Here is a 16,833-nt window from a genome sequence, read left to right as displayed (position 1 = left end):
GTCCTGATCCCGGCGCTGCGCCGGGCAGGGGCTGCTGGCGGCTCTTGCGACCGCCAAACATGGCCACCATCTGTTGTCACCAGAGGATTTTGCCATGTTGGATTTTACCCGAACCACGGCCGACGACCTGTCGTCATCCATTCCATCCGAGCCTGCTTCCAGTGCCACGCCGCCGAACGACCGGGCGCTGCTCGACGCCTATTCCAATGCGGTGATCGGCGTGATCGAGCGCATCGGCCCCGCGGTCGTGCGCGTCGAAACCGGGCCTTCGTCGCCGCAATCAGGTGAGCGCGGCGGGCTCGGCTCCGGCATCGTGATCTCGCCCGATGGCCTGGTGCTGACCAACAGCCATGTGGTCGGCGCCTCGAAGCAGATCCGGCTGCGCGACAATGAGGGCATCGTCACCGACGCCCGCGTGCTCGGCGTCGATCCCGATACCGATCTGGCGCTGCTACGCGCCGACGGCGCGCGCGACCTGCACTACGCTTCATTGGGCAATTCCAAGAGCCTGCGCCGCGGCCAACTCGTGGTCGCGATCGGAAACCCGCTCGGCTTTGAATCGACCGCGACCGCGGGCGTGGTGTCGGCGCTGGGCCGTTCGATCCGCTCGGCCAACGGCCGCACCATCGAGGATGTGATCCAGACCGATGCGGCGCTCAATCCGGGCAATTCCGGCGGGCCGTTGGTGTCGTCGGCGGCCGAAGTGATCGGGATCAACACCGCGATCATCAACGGTGCGCAAGGCATCTGCTTTGCGGTCGCCAGCAACACCGCGCAATTCGTGCTGTCGGAGATCATCCGCCACGGCTATGTGCGGCGGGCTTTTATCGGCGTGTCCGGGCAGAGCGCGCCGATCCCGCGGCGCCACGCGGTGCTGGCCGGGGTCGAGAACAAGATGGGTGCGCTGCTGATGCAGATCGAGCCGGATAGCCCGGCGTCGAAAGCCGGCCTGTTGCCGGGCGATGTGGTCATTCGCCTTGACGGCGTCGACATCAACGGCGTCGACGATCTGATCCGCACGCTCGATCGCGACCGGATCGATCGCAAGCTGGAACTGAATGTGCTGCGGATGGGCCGGCTGCGCGAGATCGACATCCATCCGATCGAGCGCAAACCCGCGGTGCGGCAACGACAGCCGCACTAGCGGCTCCTCCCAAACAAAGCCCAAACAAAAAGGCGGCCCGATGGGGCCGCCTTTTCTGCGTCGCTAGAGCGAGCCGTTACTGGCAGAGATACCTGCGGCCGTCCTGGCCACGGAAATAGGTTCCGGGCTGGCAGCTATAGCCGCTGTTGTCATAATAACCCTCGCTGTTGTCGTAGGCGTAGCTATCGTAACCGGGGCCGTAACCGCCGTAGTAGCCGAGGCCGCCGATCGCAGCACCTGCTATGGCGCCAGCCGCGAGGCCGGGTCCCCAGCCACCGCCGCCGCGACGGAATCCGCCGCCACCGCCATGAAAGCCACCGCCGTGGAACCCGCCACCGGCGAAGTGCGCGCCGCCGCCGCCCATGTGGCCACCGCCACCCATGTGGCCACCGCCACCCATATGGCCGCCGCCACCGTGACCACCACCACCGCCGCCACGCGCCATCGCGGGTGAGGCCGCGGCGAGGGCAATCGCCAGCGCCGCAACGCCTATCGTTTTGAATTTTGTCATGGACCATCTCTCCTGTTGTTCTGTCGGGGAGAAAACGGTCTGCCGTCGCGAACGTTCCAGATGTTTCCGCGTTGTAACGTCGCAATCACAGCCCTTTGACTGCGATTTCCGGGATCGTCACTCGGCGGACCGCTATTCGAACGTGCTGCTTCGCAACTGCGGTCGGGCGGCGTGGCGATAGCTTTCGACTGGTTAGAATCACTTAAAACCCCTAGTTTCCAAGGGCGCGCCGCATTCGGGTGTCCCGATTCGGCTGAAAAACAGGGTTTGGCGACCACAAAAGCTGTGCAGATCGCTGGAAGTGCTGTTTTTCCCGAGGAATTTCCAAATACTGTCGCGTGGCACGAATCAACCAACAGGAGTCAAAATGGCAGTTCAAATGACCAAGTCGCAGCTGATCGAGAAGATCTCCGGCGAAACCGAAGTAGCAAAGAAGGACGTCAAGGGCGTACTCGAGACGCTGGCGACCGTCGGCTACAAGGAGCTGAAGAAGTCGGGCGTATTCCTGGTCCCGGGTTTCGCCAAGTTCGTCGTGATCAAGAAGCCCGCCACCAAGGCTCGGCAGGGTACCAATCCCTTCACCGGAGAGGCGATGACGTTCAAGGCCAAGCCGGCCCGCAAGATCGTCCGCGCCCGCCCGGTCAAGGCGGCAAAAGACGCCGTCTAATGTTGAAAGGCCCCGGGAGGGGCCTTTTTGCATTGAGGGGGTTTGCGGCGGCGGTCCTGCGCAGGGGGGCTGGACGCGCGTGCCGAAGCTGGCACCGTTGCGCCAACGGCGCGCCTCGCAACTCCACCCAATGCGGTATGGGCTTCGCGCCCAATTCAACACCTTGCCACATGCTGGGGGCTTGACGGCCGGCTTCGATTTAGGGGCTGGCCGCCGCCCCTTGCTCGCGGGATAGCGAGGTGCTGTGACGATCCAATCAAGAAGATCGCCCGGGAGAAGAAACCGATGACCCTCCCGCCGCAGAGCGTCCCGCGCGACGTCTCTGCCGACGCCGCGCAGGCGGCGTTGCAAAGCGCCATTCGCAAGGCGGCGCTTCGTTTCGTGCCGTTGCTGACGATTGCCTATCTCTTCAATTATCTCGACCGCACGAGCCTTGGTTTCGCGGCGCTGACCATGAATCACGAGCTCGGGCTGTCGCCCGGCCAGTTCGGCCTCGCCGCCGGGATTTTCTTCCTGGCCTATTCGACGTTCGAAATCCCCAGCAATTTGATGCTCTATCGTTTCGGCGCGCGGCGCTGGCTCGCCCGCATCATGATCAGCTGGGGCCTGGTGTCGGCGGCGAACGCTTTTGTGGTCGGGCCGAACAGCTTCTATGGCGTGCGGCTTGTGCTGGGGCTGGCGGAAGCCGGCTTCTTTCCTGGCGTGACCTTCTTCCTCGCCGCGTGGTTTCCGGCGCAATACCGCACGCGGATGCTGGCGTGGTTTCTGATCGGGATCCCGGCGTCCGCGCTGGTCGGCGGTCCGGTGTGCGGGATGCTGCTGCAGATGGATGGCATCTGGGGACTGGCGGGCTGGCAATGGCTGTTCATCCTGGTCAGCCTGCCCTGCATTCCGCTCGGCTTTCTCACGCTGTATCTGCTCGCGGACAATCCGGAGAGCGCGACCTGGCTGACATCCGAGGAGCGCGACGCGCTGCGCCACACGCTTGCCTCCGAGGTGCGCGAACGCCCGCATACATCGCTGCTGGCGGCGCTAAGGGATGTCCGGGTCCAGATTCTCGCCGCGATCCAGTTCGGCTTCACGCTGGGGTCTTACGGCATCGGCATCTGGCTGCCGTTGATCCTGAAGGAGTATCATCTCTCGACGCTGTCGATCGGCTGGATCTCGGCGATCCCTTATTTGTTCGCCTCGGTCGGCATGATCGTGTGGGCGCGCTATGTCGACCGGACCGGCCATCGCGTGGTCAATCTGGCGATCGCGTGCTTGCTTGGCGCCGCCGGGCTGGTCGCGCCGATCCTGTCGGGTTCGCTGACAGTGGCGCTGATTGGGTTCAGCGTGGCGCTGATCGGCGTCTCGGCGGCGCGGGCGGTGTTCTGGACGGTGCCGACCCGGTTCCTGACCGGCGTCGCGGCCGCCGGCGGCCTTGCCTTCATCAACAGCATCGGCACGGTCGGCGGTTTTGTCGGGCCATCGATGATGGGCTGGCTGCGCGAGTTTTCCGGCTCCTATGTGATCGGCCTCACCGCCGTGGCCGCGATCATGCTCGCCGCAACCGTCGCATCGCTGTCATTGAAGCTCGTGGTGTCGAACGAGTAGCGAGCCCTTCAATTTGTCCCGGCTTCGATGCATCCTTGCATCACGCTGTCGATTTCGGCGCGCGACAGCACGCCGATCTCGGCCACGAATACGATCCGGGTCCGCGGCATTCCCGCAGGCGGCGTCCCGCCTGGGGCCAGCGTCGCGCGGCCGCCGGCGAACTGAAACACCGTCAACTTGCCGGGCTGCTCGATGGTGTCGAACAGGCCCTTGGCGCGCGCCAGTTTGGGGGCGAGGCGATTGATCGCCTGCTGCAATCGCGACAACGACAGCGGCCGTTCCGAGCTCCAGCTCAGCGTCTCGAACCGATCCGCCGCCGGCCGCTGTCGCCCAGGCTCGCGCGGCCCTGACTCGCGCGGCGCCGGCACATGATCGATGTCCGGAGGGAACAGCAGCGATAGTGGGACCTCGCCATGCGGGGCATCGACCAGCACCGCCGCCGGACGCAGCGCCCGCACCGCGTCGCGCACTTGCGTGCGCTGCTCGGCAGTTGCGAAATCCACTTTGCTCAGCGCCACCACGTCAGCGGCTCTTACCTGCGAGCGCAGCAGGGCGTCGTCCAGCATCGCGATCGGCGTCGTCGCATCCACCACGCACAGCACGGATTCCAGCGGCGCCTCGCGCCAGATCACCGGGTCCATCAGGTTGCGCACGATGTCGGTCGGATCAGCCACCCCGCTGGTTTCGATCACGATCAGCTCCGGCCGCGGATCACGCCGCAGCAACGCGGCCAGCGTCCGCAACAGATCGCTTTCCAGGGAGCAACAGATGCAGCCATTGCTCAAACTCACCACGCCGTCGGCCGCGCCGATGATCAGCTCGGCATCGATGTTGATCGCGCCGAAATCATTGACCACCGCGGCAATGCGCCTTCCGCCCGCGTGGGCCAGCACATGATTGACGACCGTGGTCTTGCCCGCGCCGAGAAAGCCGGCCACCAGCACGACCGGGACCGGCATCTTTTTAACCCCCGGCAATGGGCCGGCGCACCGGCTGGCCAGGCCGCGCCGCCACATCCAGCACGCCATCGCGGATCAATTCGTGGCCGCTGACCACCAGATGACGCACGCCTTCCGACGGACGGTTCATCGCCGAGAATTCGGCTTTGTCGGTGAGCGTGTCGAAGTCGAACGCCACGATGTCGGCATCGGCGCCCGGCTGCAGCCTTCCCTTGGCCCGCATCGCGGGGGTGCTGGGCCCGAGAATCTCCGCCGGGATCAGCGCGCATTTGCGGATGCCCTCGATGAGCGACACGGTCTGGCGCTCACGCACCCATTCGCGGATGAAGCGCGTGAAACAGCCGGCCGAGCGCGGATGCGAGGTCGCGTCCGCGGGCAGCGGCCAGGCGTCGCCGCTGTAGACGCTGCCGTCGGATAACGTCCAGGGCATCGCGTCCGATGCGATCGCGCCGCCGGGATACAGCACCGAGATATCGAGGAGGTCACGGTGGTGCGAATTGTTCTCGGTATCCAGGATATGCCACAGCACCAGCGTCGAGGGTTCGGTGGCCTGTGCCGCCAACAACTCCTCGCGGTCCCGGAAGCGACGCCCGTCGGTCACCCGCTGCACCGAATCGTAGCCGGTACCGTTGCGCGCCTCGAATTCCGGGTCGCTGAAGAACGCCGCGGCAAGCACCGTCGAACCAGTGCCGTAGGGATAGGCTTCGACCGTGATCGGAAGCCCTTGCGCCTGCGCTTTCGCGACCAGCACGGCGCAACGCTCGACGTCGGTCTTGCTGGAGGAATTGAAATGGCAGATGTGCATATGCGCGCCGGTGGCGCCGGCATAGCCGATCAGGCGGATATAGGCCTCGGCAGCACTTTCCGGGTCGATGCGGGACATGTAGGCGACGTGGGTGAAGGTCGGCACCGCGCGCGCCGCCGCCAATTGACACACCGCCGTCAGTTCCTGCACGCCGGCGCCCGGCGCATAGGCGTTGAGGATGCCGATGCCGATGCCGCCCTCGTTCAGGCCGCCGGCGAGGCGCTCGAGGATGCCGGCCGCCTCGGCTTCGCTGGCCACATTGTCGATCCAGCGGCGATCGCGCATCGCATTGCCGAACGCCTCCAGCGAGCTTTCGGCGTTGGAACCGGTCATCGCGCCGATCCGTGCAAACGCCCAGTTGGCGGAGGCACCGTAGTTCAGCACGCGTCCGTGCGCGGCCTGCTGCCGATACCAGGAGGCGACCGGCAACACGCCGGCTTCGAGGTCGAGCGTCGTCGTCACCCCGTCGAACGCCTGCATGCGGTCGGCCGGGATCGACTGGCCGTGGGCGTGCAGATCGATGAAGCCGGGGGCGACCACCAGTCCGGTCGCATCGATCGACCGCTCGGCGCTGCCGAGCCCGGTACCGACCGCGGCGATCTTGCCGTCCAGCACCGCGACATCGCCGACCGCGTCCATCCCGCTGGCGGGATCCACCACCCGGCCACCCGTGATTACCAAGCCCGCCATGCCGTCACTCCCGCACCGGCCGAGGAGGGCCGTCGCGACAGCCATAGAGGCAGATTTTGTGACCGGCAACAATTTTGGCCTATCGGCATACCATCGTTGCGAGATCGACGTGACGGACGTCACTCGGCGGCGAAAATGCCGCAATATATGGGCGCGCGGCGGTAAACCGTTTGATCAGACACCCCGTATATTGTCGGGCGGCACGCGCTTGGCGGACTCAATTCGGACGCCGTGTGAAGTTTGAAAAGTCCCAATTTCAGCCGCGCGCCAGCCTTCCTCCTGCGCGGGGTGTCGTATATGAGAGATTTGCTACTGGAACGATGATCCACAGGAGCGAATTGGCGCATGGGCGTGGCGGCGGGTAGTCAATCCAGAAATCGCGATCTGTCATGTGATCGACACGAACGCGGGCAAGCATTTCAACTGGGGTATGGCATGGTAAATCGATCGACGACGGCGCAATCCTCCGTGGCGATGCGGCGGCGGGGGCCTCCCGCGATGGTGACGCTCGCGGCGATGGTGGCCCTGGCGGCGCTGACCCCCCAGGCCGTGGCGCGACAGGCGCGCTCGGCGCCCCCCGTCGAGGCGACGGCGCCGCGCGAGGCCGGCGAGCCGATCATGGCGATCGTGTCGATCAAGAGCCAGAAGGTGACCTTCTACGACGCCGACGGCTGGATCCTGCGCGCGCCGGTATCGACCGGCACCACGGGACGCGAGACGCCGGCCGGCGTCTTCGCCCTCCTTGAGAAGGACAAGGACCATCATTCGAGCCTCTATGACGATGCCTTCATGCCGAACATGCAGCGCATCACCTGGAACGGCGTCGCGCTGCACGGCGGGCCGCTGCCCGGCTATGCGGCCTCGCATGGCTGCGTGCGGATGCCCTTTGGCTTTGCGGAAAAACTGTTCGACAAGACCGAGATCGGGATGCGCGTGATCATCTCGCCAAACGACGCCGAGCCGGTCGATTTCTCCGATCCGGCGCTGTTCGTGCCGAACAAGGAAGCGATCGCGGCTGCGCCGGCCAAGGCCGAAGCGCTCGCCCGCGAGGCTGCGGAAGCCGCCAAGGCCGCCGACGAGACCAAGAAGGCCGCCGCGGCAGCGACGCGCGAGGCCGCATTGGTCCCGGCGACGCTGCGCAAGCTGCAGGGACTCAAGACCCGCGCCGACACTGAGCTCGCCTACGCCGACAGGGTGCTCGCCGCCGCCCAGACCGACGAGGCCAAGGCGCGAGCCGGGGACTTGCAGCAGAAGGCGACGGCCAAAGCCACCGATCTGGGCACGCAGCTCGACACCGCCAAGGCCGACGCGAAGTCGAAGCTCGATGCCGCTGCCGCCGCAAAGGATGCCGCCAAGGCGGCCGGGCCAAAGAAGACCGACACCGCCAAGGCGGCGAGCGAGGCCAAGCTCGCGCTTGAGCCGGTCTCGGTCTACATCAGCCGCGCGACGCAAAAGCTTTATGTGCGGCGTAACACCCACAAGCCGGCGCCGGACGGCGGCGGCGAGGTGTTCGATTCGACCATCGAGGTTCCCGTTACCATCCGCGATCCCGGCAAGCCGCTCGGTACGCATATTTTCACGGCGATGGCGAAGAACGATACCGGTCTGCGCTGGAGCGTGGTCACGATCGACAACGGCGACGACGCCAAGGACGCGCTCGGCCGCATCACCATCCCGCAGGATGTGCTCGACCGCATCGCGCCGACCGCTATGCCGCGATCATCGATCGTCATCTCGGACGAGCCGCTGAGCGCGGAGACCAACTATCGCACCGAGTTCGTCGCGGTGCTCAACAACCAGCCGCAGGGCGGCTTCATCACGCGCAAGCCGACCGCCGACGTCCGCGTGGCCAGGGGCGACGTCGTCGAGGACGACGGCTTTGGCTCGTTTTTCCGCAATTGGGGCGGCCAGCCTGTCGCTCCGCCACCACCCGTCAATCCCCAGCGGCGCCTGTACTATCGTCCGGTGCAGCAGCAGCAGGGCTGGTGATAGGGCGCAGCACGCCGCGAGCTCGATGAGATTGGTCGAGCTGTACTCTCAATGCACCAGGCTCTGGACGCGGCGAACCGCGGCGGGAATGGGGGCGATCACCGGCACGGCAAACCGCGGGGCCAGCGCGGTTGCGGCATTGCCGAGCGGGCCACCGCCGATGATGACGGCCTTGGCTCCATCAAGCTCGATGCAGGCCAGGACAGCTTTTCCAAGCGCCTCGGTCATCTCATCGGGGTGTCTGGCGAGCTCAAGAGGGTCGCCCGAGGTGAGCCGGACCCCGGCGTAGAGGCTCGCCAGTCCGAGCTCGGCGGCGCGTGCGTCGATCGCGGCGACAAGCTCAGGCGTCGTGGTCGCGACCCCAAACCGTCTGTCGCCGGACGCCGCTTCCAGCATCGACGACTCCGCGATTCCGACCACGGGCACGCCGACCCGCGCCGGCAATTCGCGCAGGCCGGGATCGCCGAACGCACTGACAATGATACCGGCGACACCGCCGGCAAGCCGCATTCCGATTTCAACCACTTCCGCGGCGGAAGCGGTAAGCGCCGCAGGCTGAACGATCATCTGCGGGCTTCTGGTCGCGGTGGCGCCGATAATTTTGACGCCGTCAGACGCCGCCGATTGCGCGATCCGCACCATCATGTCGGTGGTCGCCTGCGACGAATTCGGATTGATGACGAGAATGCGGGTCACGCTTTTCGCCGGCACGTCTGGCTTGGCTTCCTGCTGAGCGTGAGCGGCAAGAGGCCACATCATCGCACCACCTATTGCCGTGACGAACTCGCGTCGCCTCATTCAATATCCCCACCGACAGAGGTATGCCGTCGCGGGGGATCATAGGTGATCGGGCTGCTTCGTTGAAAGGGCCCGCTGCCTCCGCCGCGTTGACGGAATGCTGATCTATCCCGACAAGCCGACATCTTCAGGGCGTAATCGGCATGTCACAAACCTGCCGGGAGGGCGCATCGCGGGCATTTGACAGGGACGAATCAACCCTGTTTAGGGTACCAAACAACGTTCCCCGATACCTCAGGACATTGTTCATCGATGGATATGAAGAGCCCTGTTTCGCGAGATAGCGAGTACCGGTTTTACCGGGGTCCGGTTGCCACCTGCGTTGCCAACGGCATTCAGGCGGCAAATTTTCTCGGTGATCGATTCCTCAGAAAGACACGTCATTCATCTTCGGCAATCGATCGACTGTACGCGGACTCGATGAACAGCGCCTTTTCCGCGACGGAATCGTTTCTCGTCACCGGAGCGCCGCACGCCTCGGCCTATTATCCGCGGGACTTTGCCTGGTTCTATCCCGATGTTCTCGATCCCGACACCATCATGGATTCCGAGGATGCCATTCGCCGGGTTCGTTTGCTCGAAAGAAGCGTCCGGCTGATGCTGGAGGCGGTTCGCGCCGGGGTCGTCACCACCACCATTATCCCGGCAGGACGCAATCGGTACATCGGCGTCAATTATTTTGCGCGGCCTTCGGATACGCTGCTGGGTATCCTCGCAGGTCTGGAGCAAATCATCGGCGCCGACCAGAGGGCGTCCGCGTCGTATCTGGGATTGTCGCAGGGCGCCCATGCGGGCCGCCTGTTGCTGGTCGAATATCGCGAGGATCTGAAAAAAGCGATCGTCGAACTCGCAAGATCCCTGGAGCCGTTCGAGGATGACGGCGCCGGCTATCTGCTGTGTGACGCCGCCGCACCGCGTTCCGCGGCGACGGATACCCGCGCCGAACGCCGGCGTTTCGTCACCAATGCGTGCATCTACGCGACATTCCTGCGCGCCATCGAACTCGAGGTGATCGGCATCGACGAGCTGGAGCAACTGCTCGGGCGCGAACTTTCACGATATAAGGCCGAGCTGCTCAGTCTGTTCGGCAAGCGAGGCCATATCAGTCATTCGCTGGATTGCGATAACGAAGCGCCTTCGTCTTGCGTGGCGCTCGACTTCGTCAATGTGCCGCGGGGATTTTGGGATTTAAAACGCAGGAGTGAGCGCGCGTTGTTCGCAGCCACGACGGATCTGATCATCGCCGAACCGCGGTTTCGCGTGCCGAACACGTTTCACTTCCTGGTCTCCGTGGATAACCCGCGCCGAAAGATGATCCACAAGATCGCATCGCCATCCTACCAGGGGCGTTCTTCCTGGCCGACATTCAATGTCGAATTCGCCGACCGCATGCTGGACTTCGACGAATTTTCAGCAACCGATACCTACGGCTCCTGCGCGCGCGAGATCTTGAGCGCGATTCGTGCCGCCACCGAATTGCATGGCGGATATCAGGAACTGCTGACCGAACAAGGCCTCAAATATTGTACCTGGGCGTATCAGGGCGCTGTCGCTCACTCCTGGTTTCCACGTTTCCTGACGGTCTGGAAAAGAGCATTCGGCACTCCGCTACTGGATTGGAAGTAACCGAGATCTTCCCTCTCCCCTTGTGGGAGCAGTTCGTAGGGTGAGGCAACGGCACCGTCATCCTGAGGTGCGAGCTCTTGCGAGCCTCGAAGGATGTTGTTCCGCGCAGTGCGCGTAGCCATCCTTTGAGGCGCGCAAGAAAGTGCGCGCACCTCACGGGTGAACGCAATTGCGTTCATCCCGGGGATGACGCAGCACTAAGAGACGCGTCGATTCAGCAAATAAAACTTGACAGCATTTTTTGAGTTGCCCGTCGTGCCAATGTGTCGCAGCGGATCATGCTTGATCGTCAAGGCAAATCAGTTTCACTTCTTGTGCCATCCCGTCCCACCAGAGGGGCGTATGCGCATTCGTCACGAAACGCGGGTCGGGGTGTGATGGACGCGAGGACGCTATTGACGAACAGCGTTTGAGCGGACGGCAAAGTCGTGTGGTCCTGACGCCCCAATGGCCGGTGTCAAATTCGCAAGGAGCTCGCGCTTCTTGGGAATGACGGTGACAAACAAGCCAAGGTCTCGCCGGGGAGAGCACGATATAAGCTGTAACACCATTGCGCAGGGAAGGCCGGACTGCCTCCGCTGAACCTGTATGCTCGTGTGCTTTTTTTATCTACCTTTGCACGCGAGACCGCGGGTGCAGCGCGCACCCGGTCTTCCCTGCGCCCTCTTTATTTAGGGCGAACGTATCTGGCAAAACTCGGGCGAATGCCGTCGCGAGAATGCGGAGTTGTGTCCGCACTACATCTCCACCGTCGTCGTCCGCGAAGGCGGACGATCCAGTATTCCGAGACGCTCGTGATGGAACTGAAAACTCGCGGCGTACTGGATACCCGCCTGCGCGGGTATGACGGCGGTGGGTATCGTCAGCGTCGTCATTGCGAGGAGCGAAGCGACGAAGCAATCCAGCTTCCTTCGTTGCCCTGGATTGCTTCCGCCTTCGCTCCTTGAGCTACGGCGGACAAGTCGCTATCGCTCGCAATGACGATGCTTAAGCGCCATTTGAAAACCAAATCGCTCAGTTCTTCTGGCCGTAGCTCAGCAAGCCGCCTTTGCCTTTCGGCGGATGCGCGCGAAGGGCTTCCTCGTTGGGCTCGGTGCCCCAGCCCGGGCGGTCGGGGATAATGAGATGGCCGTCGATGATCTCGGGCGCATGCGTGAACAGTTCGTGGTCCCAGGCCAACCGGTCGATATCGGTTTCCATGATCCGCAGATTGGGCACCGCCGCGCTGAAATGCGCGTTCATCATGGTGCAGAGGTGGCCGTAGAAATTATGCGGCGCGACATTGACCTCGCAGGCCTCCGCGGCGGCGGCGATCTTCATCGACTGCCACACCCCGTTCCAGGGCGTGTCGATGATCGCGACATCCATCGCCTGCTCGCGGAAATACGGCAGGAACTCGCGCAAGCCGGTCAGCGTCTCGCAGGACGAAATCGGGTGCGGGCTGTGGCGGCGGATATAGCCGAGCGCTTCGGGGCTGAAGCTGTCGATCTCGATCCAGAACATGTCGAGGTCGGCGATCTCGCGCAGGATCTTCAGATAGCCCTCGGTCTTGGCGTTGAAATTGAGATCGAGCAGGATATCGACGTCAGGCCCGGCGCCGTCCCTGATCGCTTCCAGATGCATGCGCAGGTCGCGCAACACCCGGCGGTCGACATTGATTTCTGGCTCGAACGGCACGCCGAAGCCGGGCCGCCAGCCCTGCGGCTTGCCGTCGGTGTAGGTGAAGATGTTGGTCTTCAGCGCGGTGAATTTCTTCTCGCGCACCTCGCGGCCGATCGCCTTGACGCCATCAAGGTCGGTAATCGCCGGCTTGTACCAGGACGGATGGTTGATGCGCCAGGTCGCGCAATGCGACCAGTAGACCCGGATGCGGTCGCGGATCTTGCCGCCGAGCAGTTCATAGCAGGGCACGCCCAGCACCTTGCCCTTGACGTCGAGCAGCGCGTTTTCGATGGCGCCCAGCGCCTGGGCGATGACGCCGCCGGTCGAGGGCCGCGTCACCGCCGTCAGTTCGGCGAAGATACGCTCATGCTGCAGGGCGTTCTGCCCGACCACGCGGACCGCGAGCCGTTCGATCGCGGCACCGAGGCCGGGGGAGCCAAAACCTTCGTCGAATTCGCTGTAGCCGACGACGCCGTCTTCGGTGGTGATCTTGACGAAATGATAGTTACGCCAGCCGGCGTCGCACGCGAGCGTTTCAACGCTCCGCACCCTGCTGTTCCCAGCCATGGCCTTCTCCCCTTGTCTTGTTCTTGTCTTGGCTTGTCGTCGTCGCAGCCGAGCTTAGCGTCACTCGGCCGCGCGGGGATAGCCCTCGAATTTCTGATTTTCGATCTCGGCGGCATCCTCGCGCTTGCTGTGCACCATGCTGAACACCACGGGAACGAACATCAGGGTGGCCACGGTCGCAAACAACAGCCCGCCGATCACCGCGCGTCCGAGCGGTGCGTTCTGCTCGCCGCCTTCGCCGAGCCCGAGCGCCATCGGCAGCATGCCGATAATCATCGCCAAAGCGGTCATCATGACAGGACGAATGCGGACGAAGCCGGCTTCGAGGGCAGCGGCGATCGGATCGCCGAGTTCGGCATAACGCTCGCGGGCGAAACTGATCACCAGCACGCTGTTGGCGGTGGCGACGCCCATGCACATGATGGCGCCGGTCAAGGCCGGCACCGAGAGCGTGGTGTGGGTGATGAACAGCATCCAGACGATGCCGGCCAGCGCCGCCGGCAGCGCCGTGATGATCACGAACGGATCGGACCACGACTGGAAGTTCACCACGATCAACAGATAGATCAGCACCACGGCGCCCAGCAATCCGAACAGCAGGCCGGAGAACGAGCTCTCCATGGTCTGCACCTGGCCGACCAGCGCCACCGAGCTGCCCTTGGGCAGCGCACTGGCGTTCTCGCTGATGGTCTTGCGGATGTCGGCCGCCACCGATCCGAGATCGCGTCCCTGCGGCGTGGCATAGATCTGCACCAGCGATTGAATGTCGTATTGCGACACCACCGCGTTCGACGTCGTCCGTTTAATGCTGGCGATGCCGCCGAGGATCACCGGGCTCGGCGTGCCATTGGCGCCGGTCATCGGCAGGGTTTCCAGCGAGCTCAGCGAGTCCAGCTGATATTGCGGCGTTTGCAGCACGATCGAGTAGGACACGCCGTTTTTCGGATCGAGGTAGTAGGTCGGCGCCACCTGCGAACTGCCGGCGAGATTGACCACCATGCTGTTGGCGACATCGCGTTCGGTCAGGCCGACAAATTGCGCGCGGGTGCGGTCGACATCGACGTTGAAGCTCGGGTTACGCGTCGATTGCTGGATACGCGCGTCGGCGACGCCGGGAATCCGGCGGATTTTCGCCAGCAGATTGTTGGCATAGGCGAAGTTGCCGTCGAGATTAGCGCCGCGCACCTCGACGTCGATCGGCGCCGGCGCACCGAAATTGAGGATCTGGTTGACGATGTCGGCCGGCAGGAATGCAAACGTCACGCCGGGGAACAGATTGGGCAGCTTTTCGCGCAGCGCCTTGACGTAAACTTCGGTCGGCTCGTGGTCTTCCTTCAGCTTGATCTGGATGTCGCCATCCTGCGGGCCGATCACGCCGGTGTTGTTGTAGGTCATGTTGATGCCGCTGATCGGCATGCCGATATTGTCGGCCATGGTCTCGATCTGGTCCGGTGGAATGACCGTGCGTATCGCCTTCTGAATATCGGCGAACTGATTGGCGGCGTCCTCGACACGGGTGCCGACCTGGGTCCGCACATGCATCAGGATCTGGCCGGCATCGACCGAGGGGAAGAAGTTGCGGCCGAGATACGGCACCAGCGCAAAGGATACGGCGACCAGGCTGATGAAGCCGATCACGAAGGTCGGACGGTGCTTCAGCGACAGCCCGAGCAGGTCGTGATAGGCGGAGCGGAATCGCTCGAACCCGGCCTCGAAGCCGCGCTGAAACCGCACCAGCGGATTGTGCGAATGCGGCGCGCCGCCTTCATGATGCACGTGCGCATGCAGCAGATACTTCGCCATCGTCGGCACCAGCGTGCGCGACAGGACGAACGACCAGACCATGGCGAACATCACGGCTTCGGCCATCGGCACGAACAGAAAGCGTGCGATGCCGGAAAGGAAGAACATCGGAATGAACACGATGCAGATGCACAGCAGCGACACGAACGCCGGCACCACGATCTGGTTGGCGCCATCCAGGATCGCTTCCTCGACTTCTTTGCCTTGTTCCAGATGGTAGTTGATGTTTTCGATCGTCACGGTGGCTTCGTCGACCAGGATGCCGACCGCGAGCGCCAACCCGCCGAGCGTCATGATGTTGAGGGTTTCGCCGATCGCCGCCAGCATGATGATGGAGCCGAGCACCGCAAGCGGGATCGAGGTGGCAATGATGATGGTCGAACGCCAGCTCCCCAGGAACAACAGGATCATCACGCTGGTCAGTACCGCGGCAATGACGCCCTCGCGCGCCACGCCGGTGATCGCACCGCGCACGAACACCGACTGGTCGCCGATAAAATTGATCTTCAGCGCGTCCGGCAGCGAGGATTTGTAATCCTTCACCTTCTGCTTGATGCCGGCGATGATATCGAGCGTCGAGATCGAGCCCGCCTTCAGCACCATCATCAGCACCGAACGGTTGCCGTCGACATGCACGATATTGGTTTGCGGCGGGTTGCCGTCGCGGACGGTGGCGACGTCGCGGATATAGACCATGGCGCCATTGACGGTCTTGATCGGCAGATCGCCAAGCTCCTGGATCTTGAGCGGCGAATTGTTGAGCTGGACGGTGTATTCGAAACCGCCGATCTTTTCCGTGCCCACCGGCGTGATCAGGTTCTGCGCCGCCAGCGTGTTGGCGACGTCCTGTCCCGACAGCCCGCGGGATTGCAGCGCCGTTGGATCGAGGTCGATCTGGATCTGCCGCTGCTTGCCGCCATAGGGATAGGGGATCGCAGCTCCGGGGACGGTCACCAGCGGCGTGCGCAACTGGTTGATGCCGATATCGGCGAGGTTCTGTTCGGTGAGGCCTTCGCCCGACAGCGCGAGCTGGATGATCGGCACCGTGGAGGCGCTGTAGTTCAGGATCAATGGCGGCGTCGCGCCGGGCGGCATCTGTTTGAGCAGCGTCTGCGAGATCGCGGTGACCTGGGCATTGGCCGTGCGGATATCGACATTGGGCTGGAAGAAGATCTTGACGATGCCGAAGCCGTTATAGGAATTGGCGACGATATGCTCGATGTCGTTGACGGTAGTCGTCAGCGTGCGCTCAAACGGCGAGGTGATACGGCCGGCCATCTGGTCCGGCGGCAGGCCGGTATATTGCCAGACCACGCCGATCACCGGGATGCGGATGTCGGGAAAGATGTCGGTGGGGGTTCGCAGCGCCGCGAGCGGCCCGACGATCAGAAGCAGCAGTGCCAGCACGACGAACGTGTAGGGCCGGCTCAGGGCAATTCTGACGATGGCATTCATTCGTGCAATTCTCGATCAATCGCTGGACAGCGGTTGCGGTGCAAAAATCACGCCGCCAGCTTCTCGCATTGCACACAAGGATTTTCCAATCACTTAGTTCTCATCGATTTTACGGCAATATTACGTATTTTTAATCTGACGCGGCCGAAAAGGCATTTCGAAAAGGCAGTTCGAAAGGCCTGGGCGTGTCGTTGTTAACGATGACAGCGATACCAGACGCCGTCTTCGCCCTGGAAATAGCCGGGCGCGCGATTGTGAGAACGATATCGCCGCGTGCAGTAGATCGGACCAAAATGCGATCCGCCCGACGGGGTGAAGCCGAACAGGCCGGCTGCGCCGATCCATGCGCTAGCGGGATTGGCGGCGAAATCGCCGGGGAAAAAGCCGTTGTTCTGGAAATCCCGGTCGTCGTCGCGCTGGTCGAAATGCCAGGCGGTGGGCGGTACATCCCGCTGCAAAAACGGCTGGTGCGTGCTTTGCGCCAACGCCGATCCGGCGCTGGCCGATGCGAGCGCGCAGGTTGCTGCCATCAAAATTCTCAATCTGCTCATGATCGCGCCA

12 protein-coding genes are annotated in these 16,833 nt (G+C 63.5%); 5 read left to right on the top strand and 7 right to left on the bottom strand.

Annotated elements, in window-relative coordinates; translation table 11 throughout:
• The first annotated feature begins 94 nt into the window (after window positions 1-94).
• On the top strand, window positions 95-1,144 hold the full coding sequence (locus GSQ88_RS23400) for a S1C family serine protease (protein WP_159010121.1): 1,050 nt from the start codon (window positions 95-97) through the stop codon (window positions 1,142-1,144).
• 76 nt (window positions 1,145-1,220) lie between these two features.
• On the opposite strand, the gene GSQ88_RS23395 is transcribed toward GSQ88_RS23400, so the two are convergent.
• Window positions 1,221-1,655 carry a hypothetical protein gene (locus GSQ88_RS23395; protein ID WP_159010120.1) on the bottom strand — a complete coding sequence of 145 codons (435 nt, stop codon included), beginning with the start codon at window positions 1,653-1,655 and terminating at the stop codon, window positions 1,221-1,223.
• 367 nt (window positions 1,656-2,022) lie between these two features.
• Between GSQ88_RS23395 and GSQ88_RS23390 the strand changes: the two genes are divergently transcribed.
• Both GSQ88_RS23390 and GSQ88_RS23385 read left to right on the top strand, forming a co-directional pair.
• The gene (locus GSQ88_RS23390; RefSeq protein WP_159010119.1) at window positions 2,023-2,322 is read left to right on the top strand and encodes an HU family DNA-binding protein; all 300 of its coding nucleotides are present in this window, start codon (window positions 2,023-2,025) and stop codon (window positions 2,320-2,322) included.
• Between the two features lie 285 nt (window positions 2,323-2,607).
• Window positions 2,608-3,918, top strand: a complete 1,311-nt coding sequence (locus GSQ88_RS23385) for an MFS transporter (protein WP_159010118.1) — start codon at window positions 2,608-2,610, stop codon at window positions 3,916-3,918.
• An 8-nt stretch (window positions 3,919-3,926) separates the two neighbouring features.
• On the opposite strand, the gene GSQ88_RS23380 is transcribed toward GSQ88_RS23385, so the two are convergent.
• Both GSQ88_RS23380 and GSQ88_RS23375 read right to left on the bottom strand, forming a co-directional pair.
• Window positions 3,927-4,877, bottom strand: a complete 951-nt coding sequence (locus tag GSQ88_RS23380) for a CobW family GTP-binding protein (protein ID WP_174248091.1) — start codon at window positions 4,875-4,877, stop codon at window positions 3,927-3,929.
• Window positions 4,878-4,881: 4 nt separating this feature from the next.
• On the bottom strand, window positions 4,882-6,372 hold the full coding sequence (locus tag GSQ88_RS23375) for an amidohydrolase family protein (RefSeq protein WP_246784949.1): 1,491 nt from the start codon (window positions 6,370-6,372) through the stop codon (window positions 4,882-4,884).
• A gap of 435 nt (window positions 6,373-6,807) precedes the next feature.
• Here GSQ88_RS23375 and GSQ88_RS23370 point away from each other — a divergent pair, with 435 nt between their 5' ends.
• Window positions 6,808-8,361 (top strand): L,D-transpeptidase, encoded by a 1,554-nt coding sequence (locus tag GSQ88_RS23370; RefSeq protein ID WP_159010115.1) that lies wholly within the window; start codon window positions 6,808-6,810, stop codon window positions 8,359-8,361.
• Between the two features lie 48 nt (window positions 8,362-8,409).
• Here the strand turns inward: GSQ88_RS23370 and GSQ88_RS23365 are convergent, their stop codons facing one another.
• A complete protein-coding gene (locus GSQ88_RS23365) occupies window positions 8,410-9,120 on the bottom strand; it encodes an aspartate/glutamate racemase family protein (RefSeq protein ID WP_283810699.1) in 711 nt (236 codons plus the stop codon).
• Window positions 9,121-9,411: 291 nt separating this feature from the next.
• Between GSQ88_RS23365 and GSQ88_RS23360 the strand changes: the two genes are divergently transcribed.
• Window positions 9,412-10,785, top strand: coding sequence for a hypothetical protein (locus GSQ88_RS23360; RefSeq protein ID WP_502706763.1), 1,374 nt, complete (start codon window positions 9,412-9,414; stop codon window positions 10,783-10,785).
• Between the two features lie 1,014 nt (window positions 10,786-11,799).
• Here GSQ88_RS23360 and GSQ88_RS23355 read toward each other — a convergent pair.
• From GSQ88_RS23355 to GSQ88_RS35320, 3 genes are all read right to left on the bottom strand, one after another.
• The gene (locus GSQ88_RS23355) at window positions 11,800-13,014 is read right to left on the bottom strand and encodes a mandelate racemase/muconate lactonizing enzyme family protein (protein WP_159010114.1); all 1,215 of its coding nucleotides are present in this window, start codon (window positions 13,012-13,014) and stop codon (window positions 11,800-11,802) included.
• A gap of 60 nt (window positions 13,015-13,074) precedes the next feature.
• On the bottom strand, window positions 13,075-16,272 hold the full coding sequence (locus GSQ88_RS23350) for an efflux RND transporter permease subunit (RefSeq protein WP_159010113.1): 3,198 nt from the start codon (window positions 16,270-16,272) through the stop codon (window positions 13,075-13,077).
• Between the two features lie 194 nt (window positions 16,273-16,466).
• Window positions 16,467-16,823, bottom strand: coding sequence for a BA14K family protein (locus GSQ88_RS35320; RefSeq protein ID WP_210253871.1), 357 nt, complete (start codon window positions 16,821-16,823; stop codon window positions 16,467-16,469).
• Between the last annotated feature and the right edge of the window lie 10 nt (window positions 16,824-16,833).

This window comes from Bradyrhizobium sp. S69 (assembly GCF_009766005.1).
Classification (GTDB): domain Bacteria; phylum Pseudomonadota; class Alphaproteobacteria; order Rhizobiales; family Xanthobacteraceae; genus Bradyrhizobium.
The sequence above is the reverse complement of the archived record's forward strand: the minus strand, read 5'-3'. Positions and strand labels throughout refer to the sequence as shown.